This window comes from Caballeronia sp. NCF2, assembly GCF_023631205.1.
GTDB lineage: Bacteria > Pseudomonadota > Gammaproteobacteria > Burkholderiales > Burkholderiaceae > Caballeronia > Caballeronia zhejiangensis.
The window spans coordinates 105,149-130,901 of the sequence record NZ_JALQDN010000009.1 but is presented as its reverse complement, the minus strand read 5'-3'; the positions used below and the strand labels follow the sequence as shown (position 1 = coordinate 130,901).

General features: G+C 65.1%; 21 protein-coding genes. 12 read left to right on the top strand and 9 right to left on the bottom strand.

The genetic code is table 11. The features are described 5' to 3' along the window. Positions 1-15: 15 nt before the first annotated feature. The 5 genes from def to NCS02_RS06325 all read right to left on the bottom strand — a co-directional run bounded on the left by def (position 16) and on the right by NCS02_RS06325 (position 8,866). Positions 16-549, bottom strand: a complete 534-nt coding sequence (gene def / locus NCS02_RS06345; RefSeq protein ID WP_008350093.1) for a peptide deformylase — start codon at positions 547-549, stop codon at positions 16-18. Continuing rightward, positions 546-2,624, bottom strand: coding sequence for an NAD-dependent DNA ligase LigA (gene ligA / locus NCS02_RS06340; RefSeq protein ID WP_250480468.1), 2,079 nt, complete (start codon positions 2,622-2,624; stop codon positions 546-548). The genes def and ligA overlap by 4 nt, the downstream gene beginning before the upstream one ends. A gap of 192 nt (positions 2,625-2,816) precedes the next feature. After that, a complete protein-coding gene (locus NCS02_RS06335; protein ID WP_250519418.1) occupies positions 2,817-4,076 on the bottom strand; it encodes a cell division protein ZipA C-terminal FtsZ-binding domain-containing protein in 1,260 nt (419 codons plus the stop codon). A gap of 175 nt (positions 4,077-4,251) precedes the next feature. After that, a complete protein-coding gene (smc, locus tag NCS02_RS06330) occupies positions 4,252-7,767 on the bottom strand; it encodes a chromosome segregation protein SMC (protein ID WP_250519417.1) in 3,516 nt (1,171 codons plus the stop codon). Positions 7,768-7,891: 124 nt separating this feature from the next. Next, complete coding sequence (locus NCS02_RS06325) at positions 7,892-8,866, bottom strand: DMT family transporter (protein WP_034472151.1); 975 nt, start codon at positions 8,864-8,866, stop codon at positions 7,892-7,894. A gap of 193 nt (positions 8,867-9,059) precedes the next feature. Here NCS02_RS06325 and dapC point away from each other — a divergent pair, with 193 nt between their 5' ends. The 6 genes from dapC (at position 9,060) to cls (ending at position 15,309) form a co-directional block, all read left to right on the top strand. After that, positions 9,060-10,277 (top strand): succinyldiaminopimelate transaminase, encoded by a 1,218-nt coding sequence (gene dapC, locus NCS02_RS06320; RefSeq protein ID WP_250519416.1) that lies wholly within the window; start codon positions 9,060-9,062, stop codon positions 10,275-10,277. A gap of 51 nt (positions 10,278-10,328) precedes the next feature. Beyond that, positions 10,329-11,168: a 2,3,4,5-tetrahydropyridine-2,6-dicarboxylate N-succinyltransferase gene (dapD, locus tag NCS02_RS06315; RefSeq protein ID WP_175979978.1), complete on the top strand. Its 840-nt coding sequence runs from the start codon at positions 10,329-10,331 to the stop codon at positions 11,166-11,168. 2 nt (positions 11,169-11,170) lie between these two features. Then, entirely contained in the window at positions 11,171-11,542 is a 372-nt protein-coding gene (locus NCS02_RS06310) for an ArsC family reductase (protein ID WP_008350107.1), read from the top strand. 95 nt (positions 11,543-11,637) lie between these two features. Continuing rightward, complete coding sequence (gene dapE, locus NCS02_RS06305; RefSeq protein ID WP_175979977.1) at positions 11,638-12,774, top strand: succinyl-diaminopimelate desuccinylase; 1,137 nt, start codon at positions 11,638-11,640, stop codon at positions 12,772-12,774. Positions 12,775-12,804: 30 nt separating this feature from the next. Then, complete coding sequence (gene prmB / locus NCS02_RS06300; RefSeq protein ID WP_008350110.1) at positions 12,805-13,689, top strand: 50S ribosomal protein L3 N(5)-glutamine methyltransferase; 885 nt, start codon at positions 12,805-12,807, stop codon at positions 13,687-13,689. A gap of 129 nt (positions 13,690-13,818) precedes the next feature. Next, positions 13,819-15,309: a cardiolipin synthase gene (cls, locus tag NCS02_RS06295; protein WP_033537247.1), complete on the top strand. Its 1,491-nt coding sequence runs from the start codon at positions 13,819-13,821 to the stop codon at positions 15,307-15,309. A gap of 6 nt (positions 15,310-15,315) precedes the next feature. Here the strand turns inward: cls and NCS02_RS06290 are convergent, their stop codons facing one another. Then, complete coding sequence (locus NCS02_RS06290) at positions 15,316-15,807, bottom strand: glutathione peroxidase (protein ID WP_250434565.1); 492 nt, start codon at positions 15,805-15,807, stop codon at positions 15,316-15,318. A 155-nt stretch (positions 15,808-15,962) separates the two neighbouring features. Between NCS02_RS06290 and NCS02_RS06285 the strand changes: the two genes are divergently transcribed. Further along, on the top strand, positions 15,963-17,903 hold the full coding sequence (locus tag NCS02_RS06285) for an ATP-binding cassette domain-containing protein (protein WP_250522947.1): 1,941 nt from the start codon (positions 15,963-15,965) through the stop codon (positions 17,901-17,903). A 15-nt stretch (positions 17,904-17,918) separates the two neighbouring features. Further along, the gene (locus tag NCS02_RS06280; protein ID WP_250519414.1) at positions 17,919-18,941 is read left to right on the top strand and encodes a CaiB/BaiF CoA transferase family protein; all 1,023 of its coding nucleotides are present in this window, start codon (positions 17,919-17,921) and stop codon (positions 18,939-18,941) included. On the opposite strand, the gene NCS02_RS06275 is transcribed toward NCS02_RS06280, so the two are convergent. The 3 genes from NCS02_RS06275 to alr all read right to left on the bottom strand — a co-directional run bounded on the left by NCS02_RS06275 (position 18,938) and on the right by alr (position 21,859). Next, complete coding sequence (locus tag NCS02_RS06275) at positions 18,938-19,201, bottom strand: DUF2866 domain-containing protein (protein WP_008350121.1); 264 nt, start codon at positions 19,199-19,201, stop codon at positions 18,938-18,940. The two genes, NCS02_RS06280 and NCS02_RS06275, sit on opposite strands and share 4 nt — an antisense overlap. Positions 19,202-19,363: 162 nt before the next feature. Further along, positions 19,364-20,749 carry a DNA repair protein RadA gene (radA, locus tag NCS02_RS06270; protein ID WP_175979974.1) on the bottom strand — a complete coding sequence of 462 codons (1,386 nt, stop codon included), beginning with the start codon at positions 20,747-20,749 and terminating at the stop codon, positions 19,364-19,366. Positions 20,750-20,788: 39 nt separating this feature from the next. Further along, the gene (alr, locus tag NCS02_RS06265; protein WP_034472003.1) at positions 20,789-21,859 is read right to left on the bottom strand and encodes an alanine racemase; all 1,071 of its coding nucleotides are present in this window, start codon (positions 21,857-21,859) and stop codon (positions 20,789-20,791) included. A gap of 281 nt (positions 21,860-22,140) precedes the next feature. Between alr and lplT the strand changes: the two genes are divergently transcribed. From lplT to thiD, 4 genes are read left to right on the top strand one after another with little or no spacing between them, the layout of a single operon-like run. Next, positions 22,141-23,448: a lysophospholipid transporter LplT gene (lplT, locus tag NCS02_RS06260; RefSeq protein WP_008350127.1), complete on the top strand. Its 1,308-nt coding sequence runs from the start codon at positions 22,141-22,143 to the stop codon at positions 23,446-23,448. Between the two features lie 13 nt (positions 23,449-23,461). Next, positions 23,462-24,277 (top strand): hydroxyethylthiazole kinase, encoded by an 816-nt coding sequence (gene thiM / locus NCS02_RS06255; RefSeq protein WP_250519413.1) that lies wholly within the window; start codon positions 23,462-23,464, stop codon positions 24,275-24,277. A 1-nt stretch (position 24,278) separates the two neighbouring features. Continuing rightward, complete coding sequence (gene thiE, locus NCS02_RS06250; protein ID WP_244808016.1) at positions 24,279-24,926, top strand: thiamine phosphate synthase; 648 nt, start codon at positions 24,279-24,281, stop codon at positions 24,924-24,926. A gap of 10 nt (positions 24,927-24,936) precedes the next feature. After that, complete coding sequence (gene thiD / locus NCS02_RS06245) at positions 24,937-25,743, top strand: bifunctional hydroxymethylpyrimidine kinase/phosphomethylpyrimidine kinase (protein WP_350029880.1); 807 nt, start codon at positions 24,937-24,939, stop codon at positions 25,741-25,743. Positions 25,744-25,753 lie beyond the last annotated feature (10 nt).

Sequence of the window (25,753 nt, the reverse complement as noted above, 5' to 3'; positions counted from 1 at the left end):
TCCAACCGCGCGGCGTCAGTCGTCGCGCGCGGGATCGAGACCCGGAAACAGCACTTCGGTGAAGCCGAACTTCGAAAAGTCGGTGATACGCATCGGATAGAGCTTGCCGATCAGATGGTCGCACTCGTGCTGCACGACGCGCGCGTGAAAGCCCTCCGCGAGCCGTTCGATGGCTTTGCCGTACTGATCGAAACCCTGATAGCGGATCATCGAGAAACGCTGCACCGCGCCGCGCAAACCCGGCACGGACAGACAGCCTTCCCAACCCTCCTCCATGTCGTGTCCGTTCGGCGTGATGATCGGATTGATGAGGACCGTCTCCGGCACCGACGGCGCGTCCGGATAACGCTCGTTCTGCCCGAAGCCGAAGATCACCACCTGCAGATCGACGCCGATCTGCGGCGCGGCCAGCCCCGCGCCGTTGGCGTCGCGCATCGTATCGAACATATCCTGCACGAGCGCGTGCAGTTCGGGCGTGTCGAAATGCTCGACCGGCTGCGCGATACGCAAAAGCCGCGGATCGCCCATCTTCAGGATTTCGCGAATCATGGAGTGACTCCTTCCAAAAGCTTACGCATGGCCTCTTCGTCGAGAACAGGAACCCCGAGTTCCTCCGCCTTGGCGAGCTTGCTGCCCGCTTCCGCGCCCGCCACGACGTAGTCGGTCTTTTTCGATACGGAACCGGCAACCTTCGCACCCGCCGACTCCAGCATTTCCTTCGCTTCCTCGCGCGATAGCGTGGGCAGCGTGCCCGTCAGCACGACGGTCTTGCCGGCCAGCACGCCCTGCGGCGCTTTCGGCGCGGGCGGCCCTTCCGGCCACGACACCTTGACGCGCAACTGCTCGATCACATGCTTGTTGTGTTCTTCGCTGAAGAAATTGTGGATGGCCTCGGCGACGATCGGCCCGACATCGTTGACTTCGAGCAGCTCTTCGACCGAAGCAGCCATGATCGGATCGAGCGAGCCGAAATGCTTCGCGAGATCCTTCGCCGTCGATTCGCCCACGTGCCGGATGCCGAGCGCATAGATGAAGCGCGCGAGCGTCGTCTTCCTCGCTTTTTCGAGCGAATCGATCAGGTTCCGCGCGGATTTGTCGGCGAAACGGTCGAGCGCCGCGAGCGTCGAAAAGCCGAGATTAAACAGATCCGCGGGCGTACGCACGAGATTCTGCTCGACGAGTTGATCGATGATCTTCTCACCCAGCCCGTCGATATCGAGCGCGCGGCGCTGCGCGAAGTGCCACAGTGCCTGCTTGCGCTGAGCGGGACAGAACAACCCGCCCGTGCAGCGCGCGATCGCCTCGTCCGGCAGGCGCTCGATCTTCGAGCCGCAGACGGGGCACTCCGTCGGCATGACGAATTCGCGCGCGTCGGCGGGACGGCGCTCAAGAATGGCGCCGACGACTTCGGGGATCACGTCGCCCGCGCGGCGCACCGTGACCGTATCGCCGATGCGGATGTCCTTGCGCCGCACTTCGTCCTCGTTGTGCAACGTCGCGTTCGTGACCGTCGCACCGCCGACGAACACCGGCGCGAGACGCGCGACCGGCGTGATCGCGCCCGTTCGACCGACCTGCACGTCGATGGCGAGCAGTTGCGTCAGCGCTTCCTGCGCCGGGAATTTGTGCGCGAGCGCGAAACGCGGCGCGCGCGACACGAAGCCGAGCTTATCCTGCTCGTCGCGGCGGTCGACCTTGTAGACGACGCCGTCGATGTCGTACGGCAGCTTCTCGCGCTTCTCGCCGATCCGGTGGAAGAAGGCGAGCAAACCGTCGGCGCCTTCGACCACGGCGCGCTCCGCGTTCACCGGCAAGCCCATTTCCTTGTACCAGTCGAGCAACGCGGCGTGCGTCGCGGGCATCTCCGCGCCTTCGAGCACGCCGATGCCATAAGCGAAGAACGACAGCGAACGCTGCGCGGTCATTTTCGGATCGAGCTGACGCAAGCCGCCCGCCGCCGCGTTGCGCGGATTCGCGAACTCGCGCTGGCCCGCTTCGCGCTGACGCGCATTCAGGCGCTCGAAATCGCGCTTGAACATCAGCACTTCGCCGCGCACGTCGAGCCGTTTCGGCACGTTCTTGCCCTTCAGCGTGAGCGGAATCGAGCGGATGGTGCGTACGTTCGCCGTCACGTCCTCGCCCGTCGCGCCGTCGCCGCGCGTCGCGGCCTGCACGAAATGGCCGTCCTCGTAACGCAGGGAAATGGCGAGACCATCGAACTTGAGCTCGCACGCATATTCGACGCTCGCGTGGCCCAGCGCGTCGGACACGCGCTTGTCGAATGCGGCGATGTCCTCGTCCGCGAAGCCGTTGTTGAGCGAAAGCATCGGCACGTCATGGACGACCGGCGTGAATCCTTCGGCGACTTCGCCGCCCACGCGCTGCGTCGGCGAATCCGGCGTGATCAGATCCGGATGCTCGGTCTCGATGCCCTGAAGTTCCTTGAAGAGCGTGTCGTACTCGGCGTCGGGCAGATCCGGCTGATCCAGTACGTAATACGCGTAGTTCGCGCGTTCCAGTTCCGAACGCAGCCACGCCGCGCGCTCGGCCGGACGAGCGGCGCTGGGCACGGCGGCGCCCGACTTCGCGGTCGCGGCGGATTCGGCTTTTGATTTTGCGGACATGCGGCTTCGAGAAAGTAGGTAAGTCAATCAACCGACCGTTCGATTGTCTCAGAAGATCGGTAAATCGTGGCCTCGGCCAAACGGCCTAAGTGCGGGCGTCGGTGCGGCGGCGCGCACGCAAAGAAAAGCGCCCCGGCTGGGGCGCGATTCTCCTGGCAAGCGAGCGCCTTGCCGACTGCGCGCAGCAAAAAGTTACTGGCTGAAAAGACGCCGCGTCGCGGGCGAGCCGGCCGGAATGCCCGCCTGCTCCAGCTTCGCGTAGAGCGTCATCAACTGCTTCTCGATGGCGAGCAGCGCGGACTCCGGCAAGGGCCGGCGCTGGTCGTCGACGACACGCGCGCCGATACGCTCCGACAGCGACTTCGCGTAATCGCACATCAGGCGGAACGGCAGGATGTCTTCGTCGGCGACCGGCACGTCGAGCACCAGCGTGATCATCTGGCCGCCCTTGTAGGTGAGGTCGTCGCGCAGGAAGTTCGTGTCGCCGAACTGGAGCATGAAGACCGGATTCTGCTTCGCGTCGAGTTTGACGAAGCGTGTGCCGTCGCGCGAGAGCAAAAGGCCGTCTTGCGACGCCACCGCCTGCACGTAGTTCGCGGACCACGGCGCGCCGTCGGAGAGGATGTTGATCGAGAGCTGCGCGTCGCATTGCGCGGCGAACGCGTCCAGCTCGCGCGCCATGGCGACGGTTTCCATCATGTCGGGGAATTCGGGCGCGCCGTCGATGGCGTCGGCAAGCCGCTGCACGCCGGTCACGAACTCCGAGAATTCGAGTTCGTTGAGCGGGCCGCTGCGGTTCGCGAGTTGCGCGGCCGCGCGCAACTCCTCGTAGCGCACGCCGTTTCGCGGCAACTCCCACGCGCTGTCGCCTTCGGCCTTGCCTTCGATCGTCACGGGCTTCGTGCCCGCGCGGCGCAGGCGCTGCGCAAGCGGAATCACGCGATCGCCCGCAACCGGCGCGGCGAGGCGAATCGGCACGACACAATCGATGCGGCGATCGACGACCGCCGGCGGCGCCTGCGAAATCGTCGTCGCGGCGGGCATCACCGGTTCGGTGCGCTCGTCTTCGGTGGCACTTGGCGCTTCCTCGGACGCGCCATTGGCGGACGTCGCCTCGGCCTGGAGATCGACGGCGGTATCGGCAGGCGCGACGGGAGCCGCCGCCGTCGACTCGTTCGCCGTGCCGAAGCTCGGCTCGACACGCGTATCGCGCGGTTCGGCATCGGCGCCATCGGCGCCGCCCGCTACGGGCTCGCGCCGCGACTGACGCACGGGCTCGATGAACGGCTGCTCGTCGTCCGCTTCCTGGCGCGCAAGCGCATCCGCCGCTTCGTCCGGCATCGGACGCGGCATCTTGCGACGCACCTTCGCGCTCTGCCACGCGTTGTACACGACCACGCCGCCCACCACCACGGCTCCGGCTCCAATCAAACCGAGTGTCAACTCGTCCATGCAGGCTCCATCATTCTTTTAAGTTACGAAGCGCCGCGCGATCTGTCGCGCGCATCGCCGCGTTCCGGCTTCTCGCCGCCGCCTGGCCGATGCGCGCCACTCCGCGCCTTGACGCACGCTGCCGGAAACCTCGTCCGGCCCTTTCACTCAATCAAACTCTCGCGAGCGTGATGCTTCAGCCGTTCTGCGCGAAGCCCGCCGCCGCTTCCATGTCCACCGCGACGATGCGCGACACGCCCTGCTCCTGCATCGTCACGCCGATCAGTTGCTGCGCCATTTCCATCGCGATCTTGTTGTGCGAGATGAACAGGAACTGCGTCTTGGCCGACATCGCGCGCACGAGGTTCGCGAAGCGCTCGGTGTTGGCGTCGTCGAGCGGCGCGTCGACTTCGTCGAGCAGACAGAACGGCGCAGGGTTCAACTGGAACATCGCGAACACGAGCGCGGTCGCGGTCAGCGCCTTTTCGCCGCCCGAAAGCAGGTGAATCGTCGAATTCTTCTTGCCGGGCGGCTGCGCCATGACCTGCACGCCGGCGTCGAGGATTTCATCGCCGGTCATGATGAGCTTCGCCTGACCGCCGCCGAAAAGGCGCGGGAACAGTTCGCCGAAGTGACGGTTCACTTCGTCGAAGGTGCCTTGCAGCAGCGCGCGCGTTTCCTGATCGATCTTCTGGATCGCGTCTTCCAGCGTGCCGATGGCGTCGTTCAGATCCGCGGACTGCGCGTCGAGGAAATGCTTGCGCTCGGTCGCTGCTGCGAGTTCCTCGAGCGCGGCCATGTTGACCGGGCCGAGCGCGTTGATCGCGTTGTTCAGCCGCGTGACTTCGCCCTGCAGATACGACGGCTTCATGTCCGGCGTGAGCTTTTCGGCGAGCTCGGCTTCATCGACCCCGGCTGCCTGCAACTGCTCGACGAACTGCTCGCCGCTGATGCGCGCCGCCTGCTCCTTCAGTTGCAACTCGTTGATCTTGTCGCGCAGCGGCTGCAGCGAACGTTCGGCCATGAGGCGCTGCTCGTCGGCCTGACGCAGACGCGCGGTCAGATCGTCCAGTTCGACGCGCGCCGCATGCAGCGCTTCCTCGCGCGCCGCGCGCACTTCGAGCGCGTCCTGCAGGCCGGTCTGCGCGGTCTGTTCGTTGATGGTTTCGAGTTCGGCGCGCGCGTCTTCCAGCGTGCCCGCGATGCGCTCGCTCTGATCGTGCGCCGTCTCGATATTGCGCTTGTATTCGTCGATCTTCGCGGCGAGGCCGCGCACGGCGAAGCTGGCATCGCTCGCGGCGCGTTCCAGTTCGCGCAGTTCGTGGCGCGCGTTCGTGAGTTCCTCGTCGAGCGACTCGAACGCAAGCTGGTTGTCTTCGAAACGCGCCTGCAATTGCGCGATTTCGCCATCGTGACGTTCGAACGCGGCTTCCGATTCGGCGCGCAAGGCACGCTGCTCGTCGACCTGCGCGGCGATCTCTTCGAGCTCCTCGCCGATCTGCGTGTTGCGCTGCGTATAGCGTTCGTGCGCCTGCGTGAGCTTGAGCACGTCCATCTGCAACGCGTGCACGCGCTGCGTCGCGCGTTCAGCGGCGGCGCGCGCTTCCGCGAGCGTCTGCGAGCCTTGCGTGTGGGCGGCATCGGCACGCACGGCGTTGGCCTTGGCTTCATCGGACAGCAAAGCCTGCGCGCGCACCTGCTTCGTCAGATTCTCGATTTCCTGCGCACGCGCGAGCATGCCCGACTGCTCGGAATCCGACGCGTAAAGCTGCACGCCCACGCGCGTCACGATATGCCCCGCCTTCACGACGAACGCGGCGCCATCCGGCAACTGATTGCGCGAAGCGAGCGCCTGCGCGAGATCGTCGGCGACGAAAGTCGTGGCGAGCCATTCGTTGAGCACGGCGCGCAGGCCCGGATCGTCGATGCGCACGAGCGACAGCAGCGAGCGCAAGCCTTGCGGCGCGTCGACCGGCTTGCCCGCGACGGGCGGCGAGTAGAACGCGAGCTTGGCGGGCGGCGCATCCGTGGCGAACGCCTTGACCCAATCCAGATTCGATACTTCCAGCGCGGCGAGACGCTCCCGCAGCACGGATTCGAGCGCCGCTTCCCAGCCGGTCTCGACGTGCAGCTTCTTCCACAGACGCGGCAGCGCGCCGAGCTCGTGCTTGTCGAGCCACGGCTGGACCTTGCCTTCCGTCTGCACGCTTTCCTGAAGCTGCTTCAACGCGGCGAGACGCGCTTCGAGCTGATGGATCTGCGCGCTTTCCTTCTGCACGCGTTCCTGCGCGGCGCGGCGCTCGGCGTCCAGACGCGGCACGGTTTCCTGCGCATCGGCGAGACGCGCTTGTGCTTCGGCGAGAATCTCTTCGTTTTCCGCGAGCTGCATGCGCAACTCTTCGAGATGCGCTTCGTCGGGCGCATCCAGACCGCTCGCCTCGCTCTTCAGACGCTCCTGACGCTGCTGCAATTGCTGAAGCTGCTGATCCGCGTTGCGCTGATGCGCCGCTTCGAGCTTGAGCGCCTGTTCCGCGCGCGCGATGCCCGCGCGTTCTTCGTTCAATTGCGCTTGTGCGTCGCGCCAGCGCGCTTCGAGCGCGGGGAGCGCGTCGTGTTTCGCGGCGGCATTTTCCTGCGCGATCGCGGCCTTTTCTTCGCCTTCGGCGAGCGCTTCGGTCGCGGTATCGATTTCGTCGCGCGCCTTTTGTGCCTGCACCTGCCATTGCTCGCGCTGCGCGGTGAGCGCGGCGATCTGCGCCTGCACGCGATTGCGCGACTCGACGATGAAGCGGATCTCCGCTTCGAGCCTGCTCACTTCGGCATTGGCTTCGTAGAGCGAGCCTTGCGCGCCTTGCATCGCGTCGCTCGCGCTGTAGTGCGCGACGCGCAGCGTTTCCAGTTGCGCTTCGACTTCACGCAGACGCGCCGTCTGCGCTTCGAGCTCGACCTGGGCCTCGCGAATGGCGCGCTGCTGACGCTCGGCTTCGTTGCCCGCTTCCTTCTTGCGCAAAAGCCACAGAAGGCGTTGCTTCTCTTCGCCTTCGGCCTGCAGTTCCTTGTACTTCGTCGCGACGACCGCCTGCGCTTCGAGCTTTTCGAGGTTCGTCGACAGCTCGCGGATGATGTCTTCGACGCGCGTCAGGTTCTCGCGCGTGTCATGCAGACGGTTCTCCGTCTCGCGGCGGCGCTCCTTGTACTTCGACACGCCCGCGGCTTCTTCGAGGAACACGCGCAGCTCTTCGGGCTTCGCCTCGATGATGCGCGCGATCATGCCCTGCCCGATGATCGCGTAGGCGCGCGGGCCGAGACCCGTGCCGAGGAAGATGTCCTGGATGTCGCGACGGCGCGCGGGCAGATTGTTGATGTAGTAGCTGGAAGTGCCGTCGCGCGTGAGCACGCGCTTCACGGCGATTTCGCCGTAGGCGCTCCATTGACCGGCGGCGCGGCCGTCGCCGTTATCGAAAATGAGTTCGACGCTAGCCCGGCTGCCGGGTTTGCGCGCCGTCGATCCGTTGAAGATCACGTCCTGCATCGATTCGCCGCGCAACTCGGAGGCGCGCGATTCGCCGAGCACCCAGCGCACGGCATCGATGATATTGGACTTGCCACAGCCGTTCGGCCCGACGACGCCGACCAGTTGGCCGGGGACCTGGAAATGCGTGGGATCGACGAAGGACTTGAAGCCAGCGAGTTTTATCGAGGTCAGACGCACGGCGATATCGCTGTTTTGAATGAGTGACGGAGGATATATGGCAGACAGGCCGCAGCGCGGCCCGTCGTTTCCCGGCCGCGCGGCAGTGAAGCACCATCAACTGGCCCGGCGAAAGCGGACTCCATCATACCATCGCGCGAGTCGATTTCTTTTTGCTTTCCGGCACTTCTATCGCGATGTCGGACGCTGCGGACGAAGGCGAGCGCGCTGCCCGCGGCCGATGCACCCACGCCGACAGCACGCATGCAACGACGATGCACGCGCCGCCCGCCCATTCTCGCGCGCCGGGGACTTCGCCTGCGAAGAGCCACGCCGACAGCGCCGTGACGACGAGTTCGAACAGCATGATGATCGACGCACGATTGGCCGGCACGCGCGCGAGGCCGAGTTGCACGATCATGTTGTTGCCGGCGAGCACGACGCCCAGCCCGATCACGATCAGGCTCACGGTCGGCAAGAGAGCGGCTGCGGGCGGCGCGGGCATCGGCTCGAACAGCGTGACGATGGACGCGATGAGCGCCGCGCCGCCGAAGATCACCGCCGTGCGCATCTCGGGCTTCATCGCGGGCAGCGTACGGGTGACTTTCACGACGAGCACGTTGCTCATCGCGAAGCCCATGCCGCCCATCAGACCCGACCATTCGGCGAGATCGGCCGGCAGCGGCATGCCGAGTTCGGGCGACCAGAGCATGGTGACCGCGCCCGCGAGCGAGAGGAGCGAGAGCGCGGCGTCGGCGCGCGTGAGACGCTCTTTCAGGATGAAGTGCGCGAAGATCGCGGTCCACGCGGGCGTCAGATAGAAGAGCAGCAGCACGCGCATCACCTGACCGTGGATCGCGCCCCACACGAAACCGATATTAGTCACGCCCGCGGCCACGCCGAGCCCGACGAGCAGCCAGTGCCACGACAGCGTACTGATCGAGCGGCGTTTCGCGACGAGCACGAAGACGCACGCGGCGGCGCTCGTCGTCGCGCTCGCGGCCGTGCCGGAGAGGCCCATGGCGGCAAGCATCCGCATTGGATACCAGACAAGGCCCCACACCGACGCGCCGAGCATGATTGCGAGCGTCGGCCATGCGTTGCGCACGCTGCTCGTCATCGAGATGGTCCTTGCATTGCGTCCGGCATCACTCGTGTTTTCGTCCTTCGTGGCGCGCGCCGCCCGCCGTTTCCGGCGCGACGCCACGCGCTATAATCGTGAGTTCGTTTCACGTCCGTTCGATTCTTCCGATTGCCGCGCTCGCAGGCGCTTCTCGCCTCGCGCGCATCGCTCACTGCTTACCGGTCACGCCGTGAATCCACTTCTCGAGAAACTTCAGTCTTATCCATTCGAAAAGCTTCGTCTGCTCTTCAAGGGCATCGAGCCGCGCGCGGGATTCACGCCGATCAGCTTCGGCATCGGCGAGCCGAGGCATCCGACGCCCGCGCTGATCCGCGATGCGGTGATCGATTCGCTCGACGGCCTCGCGAGCTACCCGGCGACGCTCGGCAGCGAGCCGTTGCGCCGCGCGATCGCGGCATGGGTGATGCAGCGTTACGGCCTCGAATCGATCGATCCGGCAACCGAAGTGCTGCCTGTCTCCGGCTCGCGCGAGGCGCTTTTCGCGCTCGCGCAGACCGTGATCGACAGCCGCACGAACAAGGCCGCAGAACCGCCCATCGTACTCTGTCCGAACCCGTTCTATCAAATCTACGAAGGCGCGGCCCTGCTCGCGGGCGCCGAGCCGTACTTCGTCAACAGCGATCCGGCGCGCAACTTCGCGTGCGATTACTCGGCGGTGCCCGAAGAGATCTGGGCGCGCACGCAACTGCTCTACGTCTGCTCGCCGGGCAACCCGACGGGCGCCGTGCTCACGCTCGAAAACTGGCGCGAACTCTTCGCGCTGTCGGACAGGCACGGCTTCGTGATCGCATCGGACGAGTGTTATTCGGAGATCTATTTCGACGAAAGCAATCCGCCGCTCGGCGGCCTCGAAGCCGCGCGGCTGCTCAATCGCAACTTCGACCGTCTCGTGATGCTGTCGAGCCTGTCCAAGCGCTCGAACGTGCCGGGCATGCGTTCGGGCTTCGTCGCGGGCGATGCGTCGATCCTGAAGGACTTCCTGCTCTATCGCACGTATCACGGCGCGGCGCTGTCGACGGTGTTTCAGCGCGCGAGCATCGTCGCGTGGCAGGATGAAACGCACGTGCGCGACAACCGCGCGCAGTATCTGAAAAAATTCCAGACGGTCACGCCGATGCTCGCGGACGTCCTCGACGTGCGTTTGCCCGACGCCGCGTTCTACCTCTGGGCGAACGTTTCGGGCACGGGGCTCACCGATACCCAGTTCGCTGCACGCCTTTACGCCGACTATAATGTGACGGTTCTGCCGGGCTCCTTTCTCGCTCGCACGGCGCACGGCACGAATCCCGGCGAAGGTTTCGTGCGCATCGCGCTCGTCGCTGAAACCGGGGAATGTGTCGAAGGCGCTCGCCGCATCGTCGAATTCTGCCGCACGCTCAGTTCCTGACAAACGGTTCTGAAACGTAGCCGGCCCAACTACCCATCCTTGATACCAACTATGTCGCAACAACTTCAGAGCATCATCGATACCGCCTGGGAAAACCGCGCCGAGCTGTCGCCCAAGGCCGCGCCCGCCGAAGTCCGCGAAGCCGTCGCGCATGCGATCGAGCAGCTCGACAAAGGCCAGATGCGCGTCGCCGAAAAGCGCGATGGCGACTGGGTCGTGAATCAGTGGCTCAAGAAGGCCGTGCTGCTGTCGTTCCGACTGGAAGACAACGCGCCGATGCCTGCCGGTGGCGGGTCTTACAACTACACGCAGTTCTACGACAAGGTGCCCTCGAAGTTCGCGAACTACACGGCCGAAGACTTCGCGGCGGGCGGTTTCCGCGTCGTGCCGCCGGCCATCGCGCGCCGCGGCTCGTTCATCGCGAAGAACGTCGTGCTGATGCCGTCTTACACCAACATCGGCGCATATGTCGACGAAGGCACGATGGTCGATACGTGGGCGACCGTCGGCTCGTGCGCGCAGATCGGCAAGAACGTGCACCTGTCGGGCGGCGTGGGCATCGGCGGCGTGCTGGAGCCGCTGCAGGCGAACCCGGTCATCATCGAGGACAACTGCTTCATCGGCGCGCGTTCGGAAGTCGTGGAAGGCGTGATCGTCGAAGAGAATTCCGTGATCTCGATGGGCGTGTATCTCGGCCAGTCGACGAAGATCTACGATCGCGAAACCGGCGAAGTCACGTACGGCCGCATTCCGGCGGGCTCGGTCGTCGTCGCGGGCAACCTGCCGTCGAAGGACGGCTCGCACAGCCTGTACTGCGCGGTCATCGTGAAGAAGGTCGACGCCAAGACGCGCGCGAAAGTCGGCCTGAACGAACTGCTGCGAGGCGACTGATTTTGGCACGCGGATCCACCCCGACGACTGTCGTCTACGGCATTCCGAACTGCGATACGGTGAAGAAGGCGCGCGTGTGGCTGGAAGAGCACGGCGTGCCGTTCGAGTTTCACGACTTCAAGAAAGCCGGCGTGAACGAGAAGCTGGTTCAGGACTGGCTGAAGGACGTATCGCTCGATCAGCTCATCAACAAGCGCGGCACGACGTGGCGCGGCCTGTCGGACGTGCACAAGGCCGAAGCCGACACGACCAACGGCGCGATCGCGCTGATGATCCACAAGCCGTCGATCATCAAGCGGCCGGTCGTGGTGGTGAACGGACGCGTGAAGACGCTCGGATTTTCCGCCGAGCAGTACGAAACGCTCTTTGCCTGAGCCGATGCGATGACTGTGAATCCGACGGTCATCGCGAGCTTGCTACGAGTGCCGGCCCGCGCGCCGGCATTTTTTATCGCTGTGGAAAAAGAACCATGTCCGGCACCCTTTCCCTTACCGAAGCGCTGATCGAACGCGCATCCGTCACGCCCGACGACAAGGCTTGCCAGGCGCTCATGATCGAGCGGCTCGCGGCGATCGGCTTCGAATGCGAAACGATCGAATCGGGCGGCGTCACGAACCTGTGGGCCGTCAGGCGCGGCACGGACGCAAGCGGCAAGCTGCTCGCCTTCGCCGGCCATACCGACGTCGTGCCGACCGGCCCGCTCGAACAGTGGAGCTCGCCGCCCTTCACCCCGACGCATCGCGACGGCAAACTCTACGGTCGCGGCGCGGCGGACATGAAGGCGTCGCTCGCGGCGTTCGTCGTGTCGAGCGAGGAATTCGTCGCGCAGCATCCGGAACATCGCGGTACGCTCGCGTTTCTCATCACGAGCGATGAAGAAGGCCCCGCGACCGACGGCACGATCAAGGTCGTTCAAGCGCTGAAGGCGCGCGGCACGCGGCTCGATTACTGCATCGTCGGCGAGCCGACTTCGAACGCCACGCTCGGCGACATGGTCAAGAACGGCCGGCGCGGCTCGATGACGGGCAAGCTCGTCGTCAAGGGCGTGCAGGGGCATATCGCGTATCCGCATCTCGCGAAGAATCCGGTGCATCTGCTCGCGCCCGCGCTCGCCGAGCTCGTCGCCGAAAAATGGGACGACGGCAACGAATATTTCCCGCCGACAACCTGGCAAGTGTCGAACCTGCATTCGGGCACCGGCGCGACCAACATCATTCCCGGTCATGCCGACCTGATGTTCAACTTCCGCTTCTCGACCGCGAGCACGGTCGAGAGCCTGCAAAGCCGCGTCCACGCGATCCTTGACAAGCACGGCCTCGAATACGACCTGCAGTGGATCGTGAGCGGCCTGCCGTTTCTCACCCCGCGCGGTGCGCTGTCCGACGCGCTCGAAAAAGCCATCGCCGATGAAACCGGCGTGCGCACCGAGCTGTCTACCACGGGCGGCACGTCCGACGGACGCTTCATCGCGCAAATCTGCGATCAGGTCGTCGAATTCGGCCCGCCGAACGGCACGATCCACAAGATCGACGAGCATGTCGAAGTGCGCTTCATCGAACCGTTGAAGAACGTGTACCGCCGCGTGCTCGAAGCACTGATCGCCTAATTCAAATCCGACAATAAAAAGGAGCCTTCGATGGCGCTGCCCTTCACCACCGTGCGCGACCTGCTGCGCTTCGGCGTCTCGCGTTTCACCGAAGCGGGCTTGTCCTTCGGCCACGGCTCGTCCAATGCCTACGACGAAGCCGCGTATCTGATCCTGCATACGCTGCATCTGCCGCTCGACACGCTCGATCCGTTCCTCGACGCGCGCCTGCTCGACCACGAGATCGACGCGGTCATGAAAGTCATCGAGCGCCGCGCGAAGGAACGCATTCCCGCCGCGTACATCACGCAGGAAGCGTGGATGCACGGCCGCCGCTTTTACGTCGATGAACGCGTGATCGTGCCGCGCTCGTTCATCGGCGAGTTGCTGCAGGACGGCTTGCAGCCGTATGTGGCCGATCCGGATCAGGTCACGCGCGTGCTCGAACTGTGCACCGGCTCGGGCTGCCTCGCGATTCTCGCGGCGCAGGCCTTCGAAAACGCCGATGTCGATGCCGTCGACATTTCCGCCGATGCGCTCGCGGTCGCGCGCCGCAATGTGGACGATTACGGTCTCGAAGAGCGCGTGAGCCTCTACGAAGGCGACCTGTACGCGCCGCTTCCCGAGGCGCGTTACGAGGTCATCATCACGAATCCGCCGTACGTCAACGCGGACGCGATGCAGGCGCTGCCGGCAGAGTACCGCCACGAACCCGAGCTCGCGCTCGCGGGCGGCGCGGACGGCATGGACGTGGTACGGCGCATCGTGCGCGACGCGGGCAAGTGGCTGACCGAGGACGGCGTGCTCGTCGTCGAGATCGGCAATGAGCGCCCGAATGTCGAAGCCGCGCTCGGCGGCCTCGATCTCGTCTGGCTCTCGACGAGCGCCGGCGACGACAACGTGTTCCTCATCCAGGCCGCCGACCTTCCGGCCTGAGCGTCCGCTTCTCCGTGAGCGGTCGTTGCGGCGGCGCAAGCGCTGCAACGATCGCTGACACTTCGCGTGGAAGGGTTGGGTAATATGGCAAATCGCCATTAGCCAAGCCCTTAGCTCCTTCCCGCGTCTATGCAAGCATCCGACTGGCTTCACCTCGGCACGCTCGTGATGGCCGCGCATGTGCTCGGCGTGATCGCCGCGATCCATGCCGTCATCAACACACGCACGTCGCAAGGCGCGGTCGCGTGGGCCGTGTCGCTCGTCGCGATGCCCTACTTCACGCTGATCCCGTATCTCTTCCTCGGCCGCAGCAAGTTCGCCGGCTATATCGACGAACGGCGGCTGGAAATCGAGATCCTGCGCAGCCGTTCGAAGCCTGCCGAATGGGATTCCGGCGCCCGCAGCGATGCGCCCGAAGCCGCTCCGCTCGTCGATTCCACCGGCGCGCGCGGCGAAATCGCGCCGGGGCCTGCCGCTTATCTCGGCAATCCGACGATCCGCACGCTGCAGCGCCTGTCCGGCATGCCGTTCTTGCGCGGCAACTCGGCCCGCGTGCTCATCAACGGCGACGCGACGTTCGCCGCGATTCTCGAAGCGATCGCCGGCGCCGAACGCTATGTGGTCGTGCAGTTCTTCATCGTGCGCGCCGATGCGCTCGGCGAAATGCTCAAGGACGCGCTCATCAAGAAAGCTCAGGCCGGCGTGCGCGTGTACTTCCTCTATGACAGCATCGGCAGCTTCGACCTGCCGCATCGCTACGTCAATGCGCTGCGGGCGGGCGGCGTCGAGGCGCATCCGTTCGCGGCCACCCGCAAGTTCGTGCACCGTTTCCAGATCAACTTCCGCAATCATCGGAAGATCGTCGTGGTGGACGGCAAATGCGCGTTCGTCGGCGGGCACAACGTGGGCGTCGAATATCTCGGCGGCAATCCGCGGCTTTCGCCGTGGCGCGACACGCATATCGAAGTGCGCGGCCCGGCGGTCGCGAGCATTCAGTTCGTGTTCACCGAAGACTGGTACTGGGCGACGCAACGCCTGCCGGAACTCGGCCCCGCGCCGCATTCCGGCGAGAACATGCACTGCATGGTGCTGTCGAGCGGCCCGGCGGACAAACAGGAAACCTGTTCGCTTTTCTTTGTCGAGGCGATCAACGCGGCGCGCGAGCGCATCTGGATCACATCGCCCTATCTGATTCCCGACGAAGCCGTGTTCTCGGCGCTGCGGCTCGCCGTGATGCGTGGCGTCGACGTACGCATCCTGATTCCGAGCCGGCGCGATCATCGCGTGGTGTTCGCGGCGTCGCGGCTTTATGCGTACGACCTCGTGCAGGCGGGCGTTCGCATCTTCCGCTACAAGCCGGGATTTCTGCATCAGAAGGTCGTGCTCGTCGACGGCATCGCCGCGTCGATCGGCAGCGCGAATCTCGACAATCGCTCGTTTCGCCTGAACTTCGAGATCACGGTGCTGACCGTCGATCGCGCGTTCGCTAGCGAAGTGGAAACCATGCTGCTCGCCGACTTCGCGCATTCGTTCGAGATCGACGCCAATGACTATCGCGGCAAGGCCTTCTGGCGGCGCATGGCGATGCACGTCGCGCGGCTTTTCTCGCCGATTCTCTGAGCGGCGTCAGAGCAGCTTTTCGATGTCGTCGGTGATCGATTCCGGCTTGGTCTGCGGCGCATAGCGCTTGATGACCTTGCCACTGCGATCGACGAGAAACTTCGTGAAATTCCACTTGATCGCTTCGATGCCGAGCAGGCCCGGTTCCTTGTCCTTCAGATACTTGTAGAGCGGATGCGCGTTGGAGCCGTTCACCTCGATCTTCGCGAACATCGGAAACGTGACGCCGTAGTTTTGCTCGCAGAAAGCGCCGATTTGCCCGGCATCGCCCGGTTCCTGCTTGCCGAACTGGTTGCACGGAAAGCCGAGCACCTCGAAACCGCGCGCCGCGTACTGTTGATAAACCTCCTGCAAACCCTTGTACTGCGGTGTGAATCCGCATTCGCTCGCCGTATTCACGATGAGCAGAACCTTGCCGCGGTACTTGTCGAGGCTGACGGTCGCGCCGTCGAGTGTTTCGGCCGAGAAGCCGTAGATGCCTTCGCTGGCTGTGCTCATGGCGTGCTCCGGAAAAATTCGATGAAAGTCACGCGATGCTAACCCGTCGCGCGTTCGCCCGCCATTAGCCGAACGGCCGACCCCTGCCGCGCAATCGGTCCGGTCTAAAATAGCGCTTTCCCTCAAAGCCGCGCCCTTTTCGCCGCCATTCCGACGTGATCCGCTTCAACCAGTTCAGCCTGTCCCGCGGCACCAAGCCGCTTTTCGAAGACACGAGCTTCACGCTCAATCCGGGCGAGAAGGCCGGTCTCGTCGGCGCAAACGGCGCGGGCAAGTCGACGCTCTTTTCCGTGCTGCGCGGCGAATTGCACGCGGACGGCGGCGATTTCTCGATGCCGCCGTCGTGGCACATCGCGCACGTCGCGCAGGAAACGCCCGCCGTGGATCGCAGCGCACTCGACTACACGCTCGACGGCGACACGCATCTGCGTGCGATCGAGGCGCGCATCGTGGCCGCGTCCGCCGCGCATGACGGCGCGGCCGAAGCGGAAGCCCACGCCGCCTTCGCCGATGCCGACGGCTACACGGCGCCCGCGCGCGCCGAAACGCTGCTGCTCGGTCTCGGCTTCACGCTCGAGCAGACGCACGAGCCGGTGTCGAGCTTCTCGGGCGGCTGGCGCATGCGCCTGAATCTCGCGCAGGCGCTGATGTGTCCGTCCGATCTGCTGCTGCTCGACGAACCGACCAACCACCTGGACCTCGACGCCATCGTCTGGCTGGAAGACTGGCTCGGGCGCTATCCGGGCACGCTCGTCGTGATCTCGCACGACCGTGAGTTCCTCGATTCGGTCTGCAACGTCACGCTCCATCTGGAAAATCGTCAGGTGAAGCGCTACGGCGGCAACTACAGCCAGTTCGAAGTGCTGCGCGCGCAGCAGATCGCGCTGCAACAAAGCGCGTACGAGAAGCAGCAAAGGACAGTCGCGCATCTGCAGAGTTTCATCGACCGATTCAAGGCCAAGGCGACCAAAGCCAAGCAGGCGCAAAGCCGCGTGAAGGCGCTGGAGAAGATGGAGCTGATCGCGCCCGCGCACGCAACCTCGCCCTTCACGTTCGAATTCCGCGAGCCCGACGCCGCGCCGAATCCGATGATGGTCATGGAGAGCGTGCGTTGCGGCTATCACAACGACGCGGGCGGCGAGATTCCAATCGTCGAAGGCGTGACGCTGTCGATCCAGAACGGCCAGCGCATCGGCTTGCTCGGCGCGAACGGTCAGGGGAAATCGACGCTCATCAAGACGCTCGCGCAGACGCTCGAACCGCTTTCCGGCGACGTCCGGCAGGGCAAAGGCTTGCAGATCGGCTATTTCGCGCAGCATCAACTGGAAACGCTGCGCCCGGACGATTCCCCGCTCCAGCATCTCGCGCGCCTCGCACCCGACACGCGCGAGCAGGAACTGCGCGACTTTCTCGGCAGCTTCAACTTCTCCGGCGACATGGCGACCGCGAAGATCGCGCCCTTTTCCGGCGGCGAGAAGGCGCGGCTCGCGCTGGCGCTCATCATCTGGCAAAAGCCGAATCTGCTGCTGCTCGACGAGCCGACCAACCACCTCGACCTCGAAACGCGCCACGCGCTGACCATGGCGCTCGCGCAGTTCGAAGGCACGCTCATACTCGTGTCGCACGACCGGCACTTGCTGCGCGCGACGACCGACACGTTCATGCTCGTCGCGAAGCATCGCCTGAGTCCGTTCGACGGCGATCTCGACGACTACCGCGACTGGCTTCTGCAGCACGCCGCCGAAACGCGCGCGGCGGCGAAGGAAGCGAGCGCCGCGGCCTCGGGCGAGGCGTCCGACAGCGCGCTTAATCGCAAGGAACAGCGCCGGCAGGAAGCTCAGGAACGGCAAAAGCTTGCGCATCTGACGAAGCCGCTCAAGTCGCGCATCGCCAAGATCGAGAAAGAGATGGAAAAGCTCAACGCGGAAAAATCGGCACTCGATGCGTTCGTCGCCGATCCGGCGAGCTACGAAGCGCCGATGAAAGCGAAACTCACTGAGACGATCCGACGCCAGGGCGAAGTGAATGCGCGCCTCGAAACGCTCGAAATGGAGTGGCTCGAAGCGCACGAGGAACTGGAGCAGATCGGCTCATAACCGGAGATCGACAACTTGACGACGCCTTCCCTCACCGGCCTGCGCGTGCTGGATCTGACGCGGCTTCTACCTGGCCCCATCGCCACGCTACGGCTCGCGGAACTCGGCGCCGATGTGCTCAAGATCGAGCCGCCGGGCGAAGGCGACTACACCCGCACGATGCTGCAAAGCGAAGCCGATCGGCAAAGCGGCACGCCGAGCGCGTTTTATCGCATCGTCAATCGCGGAAAGCGGCAGCTCACGCTCGATCTCAAAACGGACGAAGGCCGCGCGAAATTGATCGAACTTGCGCGCGATGCAGACGTGCTCGTCGAGAGCTTTCGACCTTCGGTGATGGCGCGGCTGGGCGTCGGCTACGACGTGCTGCGCGAGGCAAATCCGAAGCTCGTCTATTGCGCGATCACCGGTTTCGGCAGCGAGGGACCGTTCGCGCAGAAGGCCGGACACGATCTGAACTACATCGCGTATGCGGGCGTGCTGGATCAGCTCGCGGCGCGCGACGGCACCCCCATCGCGCCGAATTTCCAGCTGGCGGATCTGCTCGGCGGCGCGCTTTCGGCGGTCATGGAAATACTGGCGGCGGCGTGGCACGTCGCGCGCGGCGGCGAAGGACGTTGCCTGAATGTGTCGATGACGCACGCGGCGCACGCGCACAACGTGATGGCGCATATCGCGCTCGCCAATGCCGACGAAGCCACGACGCGCGCGGGCGCTGGCCTGCTGAACGGCGGCGCGCCCTGCTATGACGTGTATCGCACGCGCGATGACCGTTTCGTCGCGGTCGGCGCGCTGGAGCTGAAGTTCTGGCAGGCCTTGTGCGAAGCGCTCGGCCGTCCCGATTGGGCGACGCGGCACTGGAGCCTCGGACAGGCGATCGGCGGTGCGGACGCGGCAGACTTGTCCGCGCAGCTTGCCGCGATTTTCCGCGAACGCACGCGCGACGAATGGATGACGTTGCTGGAGCCGCTCGATTGCTGCGTCGCGCCCGTGCTGACGCCTGCCGAAGCGGCGGCACACCCGCTTTTCAGAAGCGCCTAACGCCGCGGCAAGACCTGACGCGGCTGACGTTCGTCGTCGACGAGCACATGCTTGCGGCCCGTCACATGCTCGCGAATGGTCGCGACGACTTGATCCTCAGTGACATCGGCCGCGACGACGCGACGCGAGATCTGGCCTTGCTCGTCGATCCATTCGACGATCCGGCAGCCGCTGCCCCAAGGCTGCTGAAGCGGCGCGGAGACGCGGCATCCGCGCAGGTGGAAAGCGGGCTTCGGCCGGGCTGAATTAGCGTGTTTCAATGCGTGGTCCTCTCGATCCTTCCGGTCACTTCGCGTGTTGAAATGCCCTTGGCGAAGTTGGCCGGGTCCGTAGCCCTGTAAGGATAGGAAAACCGCGCCTCCGTTGGGTTACATTGAGCAACGAGATTTTTACACGCCGTTACGAAGGGTCCGATCGCGAAATCATTCGAGGTCGCGAACGCGGTCGATCGCTTCCTCGATGCGGTCCACGGCGATCACCTTCAGACCGTCGATGGCCTGCTTGGGCGCGTTCGCCTTCGGAATGAGCGCGACGGAAAAGCCTAGCTTCGCCGCTTCCTTCAGGCGATCCTGCCCGCGCGGCGACGGCCGGATTTCACCCGCCAAGCCCACCTCGCCGAACGTAATGAGACCCTTCGGCAGCGGCTTGTTGCGCATCGACGAGTGGATCGCGAGCAGCACGGCGAGATCGGCGGCGGGCTCGGTGATCTTCACGCCGCCGACCGCGTTCAGGAACACGTCCTGATCGAAACACGCAATTCCGGCGTGCCGATGCAGCACCGCCAGCAACAGCGCCAGCCGGTTTTGTTCCAGCCCGACCGCGAGCCGGCGCGGATTGGGCACGTGCGCGGTATCGACGAGCGCCTGCACTTCGACGAGCAGCGGCCGCGAACCTTCCTGCGTCACGAGCACGCACGAACCCGCGACGCTCTGCTCGTGCTGCGACAAAAATAGCGCCGACGGATTGGCGACGCCGCGCAAGCCCTTTTCCGTCATGGCGAAGACGCCGAGCTCGTTGACGGCGCCGAAGCGATTCTTGAACGCGCGCACGAGCCTGAACGACGAGTGCGTGTCGCCTTCGAAATACAGCACGGTATCGACGATGTGCTCCAGCACGCGCGGTCCCGCGAGGCTGCCCTCTTTTGTCACGTGGCCGACCATGATGATCGACGTGCCCGTCTGCTTCGCGATGCGCGTGAGTTGCGCCGCGCACTCTCGCACTTGCGCGACGGAGCCGGGCGCGGACGTCAGCGCTTCCGAGTAGATCGTCTGAATCGAGTCGATGACGGCGACTTCAGGCCGTTGCTCATCGATGGTCGCCTGGATCTTTTCGAGCTGAATTTCCGCAAGCAGCGCGAGATCGCCCGCGGCGCTCGCGCCGCCGATCAGTCCGAGCCGCTGCGCGCGCAGCGCGATCTGCGCGCCGGATTCCTCACCGCTCACGTAGAGCGCCGGCCGCTCGCGCGCGATTTCGGCGAGCGATTGCAGTAGCAATGTCGATTTGCCGATGCCCGGATCGCCGCCGATCAGCACGACGCCGCCCGGCACGAGCCCGCCGCCCAGCACGCGATCGAATTCGCCGACGCCCGTCGTGAAGCGCGGCACGTCCGACGCCTCGATTTCCGCGAGCTTGCGCACCGGCGAACTCTTCGCGAGCGCCTGGAAGCGATGGTTCGACGCCGTCTGCGCCACCGATTCGGTCAGCGTGTTCCACGCGTTGCATGCGGCGCACTGGCCGGTCCACTTCGGCGATTCCCCGCCGCATTCGCTGCACACATACAGCGTTTTTGCCTTCGCTACTTTTGCCACTCGAAGCCTTGCCTGATTTCTTGTTGTTGATTTCGTGTTTTATTCCGCGCGCACCGGCACGCGTTGCGCGATCGCGCACATGAGTTCGTAGCCGATCGTGCCGGCCGAGCTCGCGACATCGTCGATCGGCAGATTCGCGCCCCACAGTTCCACGCGCGAACCGATGCCGGCGTTCGGGCACGGCGTCAGATCAACGGTCAGCATGTCCATCGACACGCGGCCGACGAGCCGCGTTCTCGCGCCGTCGACGATCACGGGCGTGCCTTCGGGCGCCACGCGCGGATAGCCGTCCGCGTAGCCGCACGCGACCACGCCGATGCGCATGGGCGTTCCCGCTGTATACGTCGAGCCATAACCGATGCTGCTCCCCGCGTCGACCGTCTGCACGGCGATCAGCTCGGACTGGAGCGTCATCGCGGGCTTGAGGCCGGTATCGGCGATATCCGCGGTCACGCCCGACGGCGATGCGCCGTACAGCATGATGCCGGGCCGCACCCAGTCGAAGTGCGCGCCCGGGTGCCACAAGAGCGCCGCCGAGTTTGCGAGACTGCGCGCGCCCGCGATGCCTTCCGCGCCGCGTTCGAACGCTTCCAGTTGATGCGCGACGCCGCGCGGGCCATCGGCATCGGAAAAATGGGTCATGAGCGTGATCTGGCCGACGCCCTGCACGGCGCGCGCGCGCTCCCACGCGGCGCGGAACTTCTCGGGCGTATAGCCGAGCCGGTTCATGCCGCTGTTCATCTTCAACTGAATGTTGACCGGTTTCGACAGCCGCGCCATTTCCAGCATCCGCAACTGCTCGTCGCAGTGCACGGCCGTGGTGAGGCTATAGCGGTCGATCACGTCGATGTCGGTCGGCCGGAAAAAGCCCTCGAGCAAAAGAATTGGCCCGGCCCACCCCAATTCACGCAACTTCGCGGCTTCTTCGAGGTCGAGAAGGCCAAAGCCGTCCGTTGCGCGCAAACCGGGGAACGCCCGGGCGAGACCGTGGCCATATGCATTGGCCTTGACGACGGCCCAGATCTTGGATTTCGGGGCGTACTTGCGTGCAACGGCCAGGTTGTTGGCGAGCGCGGCGGTGTGAATTGTTGCTGAAAGGGGGCGCGGCATGAGCGTTTGGTGGAATTGCAACGAGTGCGGTCTAAAAGGCCAGCATACGCGAGCGGGACGCGTCCTGCTGCGCCGACCGGGACGCCTTGCGAATCAGTATGTTATGAGGAATCACGAACACAGGCGCGTCATTTCTGGCGCGATCGAGATTACTGCTAGTCAGAATGCGCCTATTTTCGTGTTATAAAGCCGTGCACACAACCCATTTCGAAAGGCATAAGCCCGAGTGCACGACCGGTGCCCGGGGCGGATCACCCGCAGTGAGGAAAGCTTCGGATCAGATGAAAAAAGGTTTTTACACCATCATGGCCGCGCAGTTTTTCTCATCGCTGGCCGATAACGCTCTACTGATCGCTGCCATTGCACTGCTGAAAGACCTTCACGCCCCGAACTGGATGACGCCGCTGCTCAAGCTGTTCTTCGTCCTGTCGTATGTGATTCTCGCGGCTTTCGTCGGCGCTTTCGCGGATTCCCGGCCCAAGGGCCACGTCATGTTCGTGACCAATTCGATCAAGGTCGTGGGCTGCGTGACGATGCTCTTCGGCGCGCATCCGTTGCTCGCGTATGGCATCGTCGGGTTCGGCGCGGCGGCCTATTCGCCCGCGAAATACGGCATTCTGACCGAGCTCCTGCCAGCCGATCGGCTCGTCGCCGCGAACGGCTGGATCGAAGGCACGACGGTCGGCTCGATCATCCTCGGCACGGTCATGGGCGGCGCGCTCATCAGTCCGCATATCGCGAGTCATCTGCTGTCGCTGCACATTCCGCGCATCAACACGCCCGCCGAAGCCGCGATGCTCGTCATCATGCTGATGTACGTGATCGCCGCGATCTTCAATCTGCGCATTCCCGACACCGGCGCGCGCTATCCGAAGCAGGAGACGCGGCCGCTCAAGCTCATCACCGATTTCGCCGACTGCTTTCTCGTGCTCTGGCGCGACAAGCTCGGCCAGATCTCGCTCGCCGTCACGACGCTCTTCTGGGGCGCAGGCGCGACGCTGCAGTTCATCGTGCTGAAATGGGCCGAAGTGTCGCTCGGCATGACGCTCTCGCAGGCAGCGATCCTGCAGGCGGTGATCGCGGTCGGCGTCGCGGCGGGCGCGGTGCTCGCGGCCGCGCGCGTGCCGCTCAAGCGCTCGCTCAGCGTGCTGCCGGTAGGCATCGTCATGGGACTCGCCGTCATGCTGATGGCCTTCTACACGCGCCATCTCTTTCCCGCGCACTGGGGCATCTACTTCGGCAAGATGCACTTCCCCGGCTATCTGCTGATCGCATATGTGTTCCTGATGATCGTCGGCGGACTGTCGGGCTTCTTCGTCGTGCCGATGAACGCGCTGCTCCAGCATCGCGGGCACGTTCTGCTTTCCGCCGGGCATTCCATCGCCGTGCAGAACTTCAACGAGAACCTGTCGGTGCTCGTCATGCTGTGCCTCTACGCCGTGCTCGTGTGGCTCGACGTGCCGATCCAGTTCGTCATCGTGCTGTTCGGCTCGTTCGTGTGTCTCATGATGTACTTCGTGATGCGACGGCATCAGGCCAATCAGCGCGCGTTCGATTCGGTCGCGCTGATCGGCGAAGCGCGGCACTGACCCTCTTCGCATCATGCTTGCCGCCGATCTCTTTTCCTTCGTCACCCGCGTGCGCGAACGCGCGCCGCTCGTGCATTGCCTCACGAATCTCGTCGTCACCAACTTCACCGCGAACGTGCTGCTCGCGATCGGCGCCGCGCCCGCGATGGTCGTCGCGCGCGAGGAAGTCGGCGAATTCGCGGCCGTCGCCAATGCGCTGTCGGTCAATCTCGGCACGCTCGACGTGCCGCAGAGCCGCGCGATCCGCGCCGCCGTCGAGGCCGCCAACAGCGCGGGCACGCCGTGGGTGCTCGATCCGGTCGCGGTCGGGCCGCTCGCGTTTCGCACCGAATTTGCGTTCGATCTGCTCGATGCGAAGCCCGCGGTGATCCGCGGCAACGCGTCGGAGATCATCAGCTTGTCGGGGGGCGCATCAAGCGGACGCGGCGTCGACAGCACCGCCGCCACCGATGCCGCGCTCGACGCCGCGCAGGTGCTCGCGCTGAAGACGCAGGCCGTCGTCGCGGTCACGGGCGAGACCGATTACGTGACCGATGGCCGCCGTGTCATCGCGATGTCGAACGGCTCGCCCTTGATGACGCGCGTGACGGGCGTCGGCTGCGCGTTGTCCGCGACGGTGGCCGCGTTCGTCGGCGCGGCGCCGGATCGCGACGCGTTCTGGTCCGCGATCGTCGCCGCCATCGCCTATTCGACCATCGCGGGGGAACTCGCCGCGCGCGACGCCGCGCTGCCCGGCAGCTTCGCCGTCGCGTATCTGGACCGGCTCGCATCGCTCGATGAAGCCGCGTTCGGCAAGACGCTCGTGCAGCGCGACATCGTTGCCGGCTGACATGCGCGCTTCGTTCGATCTCTCGCTCTATCTCGTGCTCGATCCCGTGCAGTGCGGCGGTCATGACGCGGCGGTTCGTGTCGCGCGCGCCGCGCTCGAAGGCGGCGCGACCATCGTGCAACTGCGCGCGCCCGAGTGGCACAAGCGCGCGTGGTTCGAACTCGCGCGCGATTTGCTGCCGATCACGCGCGCGCACGGCGTGCCGTTTGTCGTCAACGATCATGTCGATGTCGCGCTGGCTGTCGGCGCGGATGGCGTGCATATCGGCCAGCGCGATCTGCCCGCCGATGTCGCGCGCCGACTGCTCGGGCCGGACGCGCTGATCGGCCTGTCGGTATCGAATCTCGATGAAACCGCCGACGCGGCGAAACGCGCGGGCGTCGTCGATTATCTCGGCGCGGGTCCGGTGTACGCGACGCCGACCAAGACCGACGCCTCCACGCCCTGCGGCATCGAGGGTCTCGCTGAAATCTGCGCGGCCGCGCATGTGCCGACCGTCGCGATCGGCGGCATTCAGGCGCATAACGCCGCAGACGTCATGCGCGCGAAGCCGGCCGGTCTCGCGGTGGTGTCGGCGATCTGCAAGGCGGCCGATCCGCGCACGGCGGCCTCGGCGCTTGCCGCGACCATCGCACAGTCACGCATCTAAGCTCATGGCAATCACGAAAACCATTCCGAACGTCCTCACGATCGCCGGCTCCGACTCGGGCGGCGGCGCGGGCATTCAGGCCGATCTGAAGGCGTTCTCCGCGCTCGGCGCGTACGGCGCGAGCGTCATCACGGCGCTCACCGCGCAAAACACGCGCGGCGTGACAGCCGTTCACGCGCCGGAGCCCGCGTTCATCGCGGCGCAGCTCGACGCCGTGTTCGACGACATCCGCATCGATGCCGTGAAGATCGGCATGCTGGCGAACGCGGGCATCGTGCGCGCGGTCGCCGAGGCGCTCAAGCGCCATCGGCCGAAACATGTTGTGCTCGACACCGTGATGATCTCGAAGAGCAATCACGCGCTGCTCGCGCCGGAAGCCGTTGCCGCGTTGCGCGACGAATTGCTGCCGCTCGCGACGCTCGTCACGCCGAATCTGCCGGAAGCGGCGGCGCTGTTAGGCGACGAAAGCGCCGCCGACGAAGACGCGATGGTCCGTCAGGGCGAAGCCTTGCGCGCGCTCGGCGCGCGGGCCGTGCTGATGAAAGGCGGCCACCTTGCATCGAACGACAGTCCCGACTGGCTGATCGAGGCGGCGGGCGCACTGAGGCTCGGCGGCGCGCGCGTGCCGCTCAAGAACACGCACGGCACGGGCTGCACGCTGTCGTCGGCGATCGCGGCGCTGATTCCGCAAACCGAGGATCTTGCGAGCGCGACCGCCGAGGCTAAGCGCTATCTGACCGGCGCGATCGAAGCGAGCGTGCGGCTCGACGTCGGTCATGGCGTCGGTCCGGTGCATCATTTTTTCCGCTGGTGGTGATCAGCCGGTG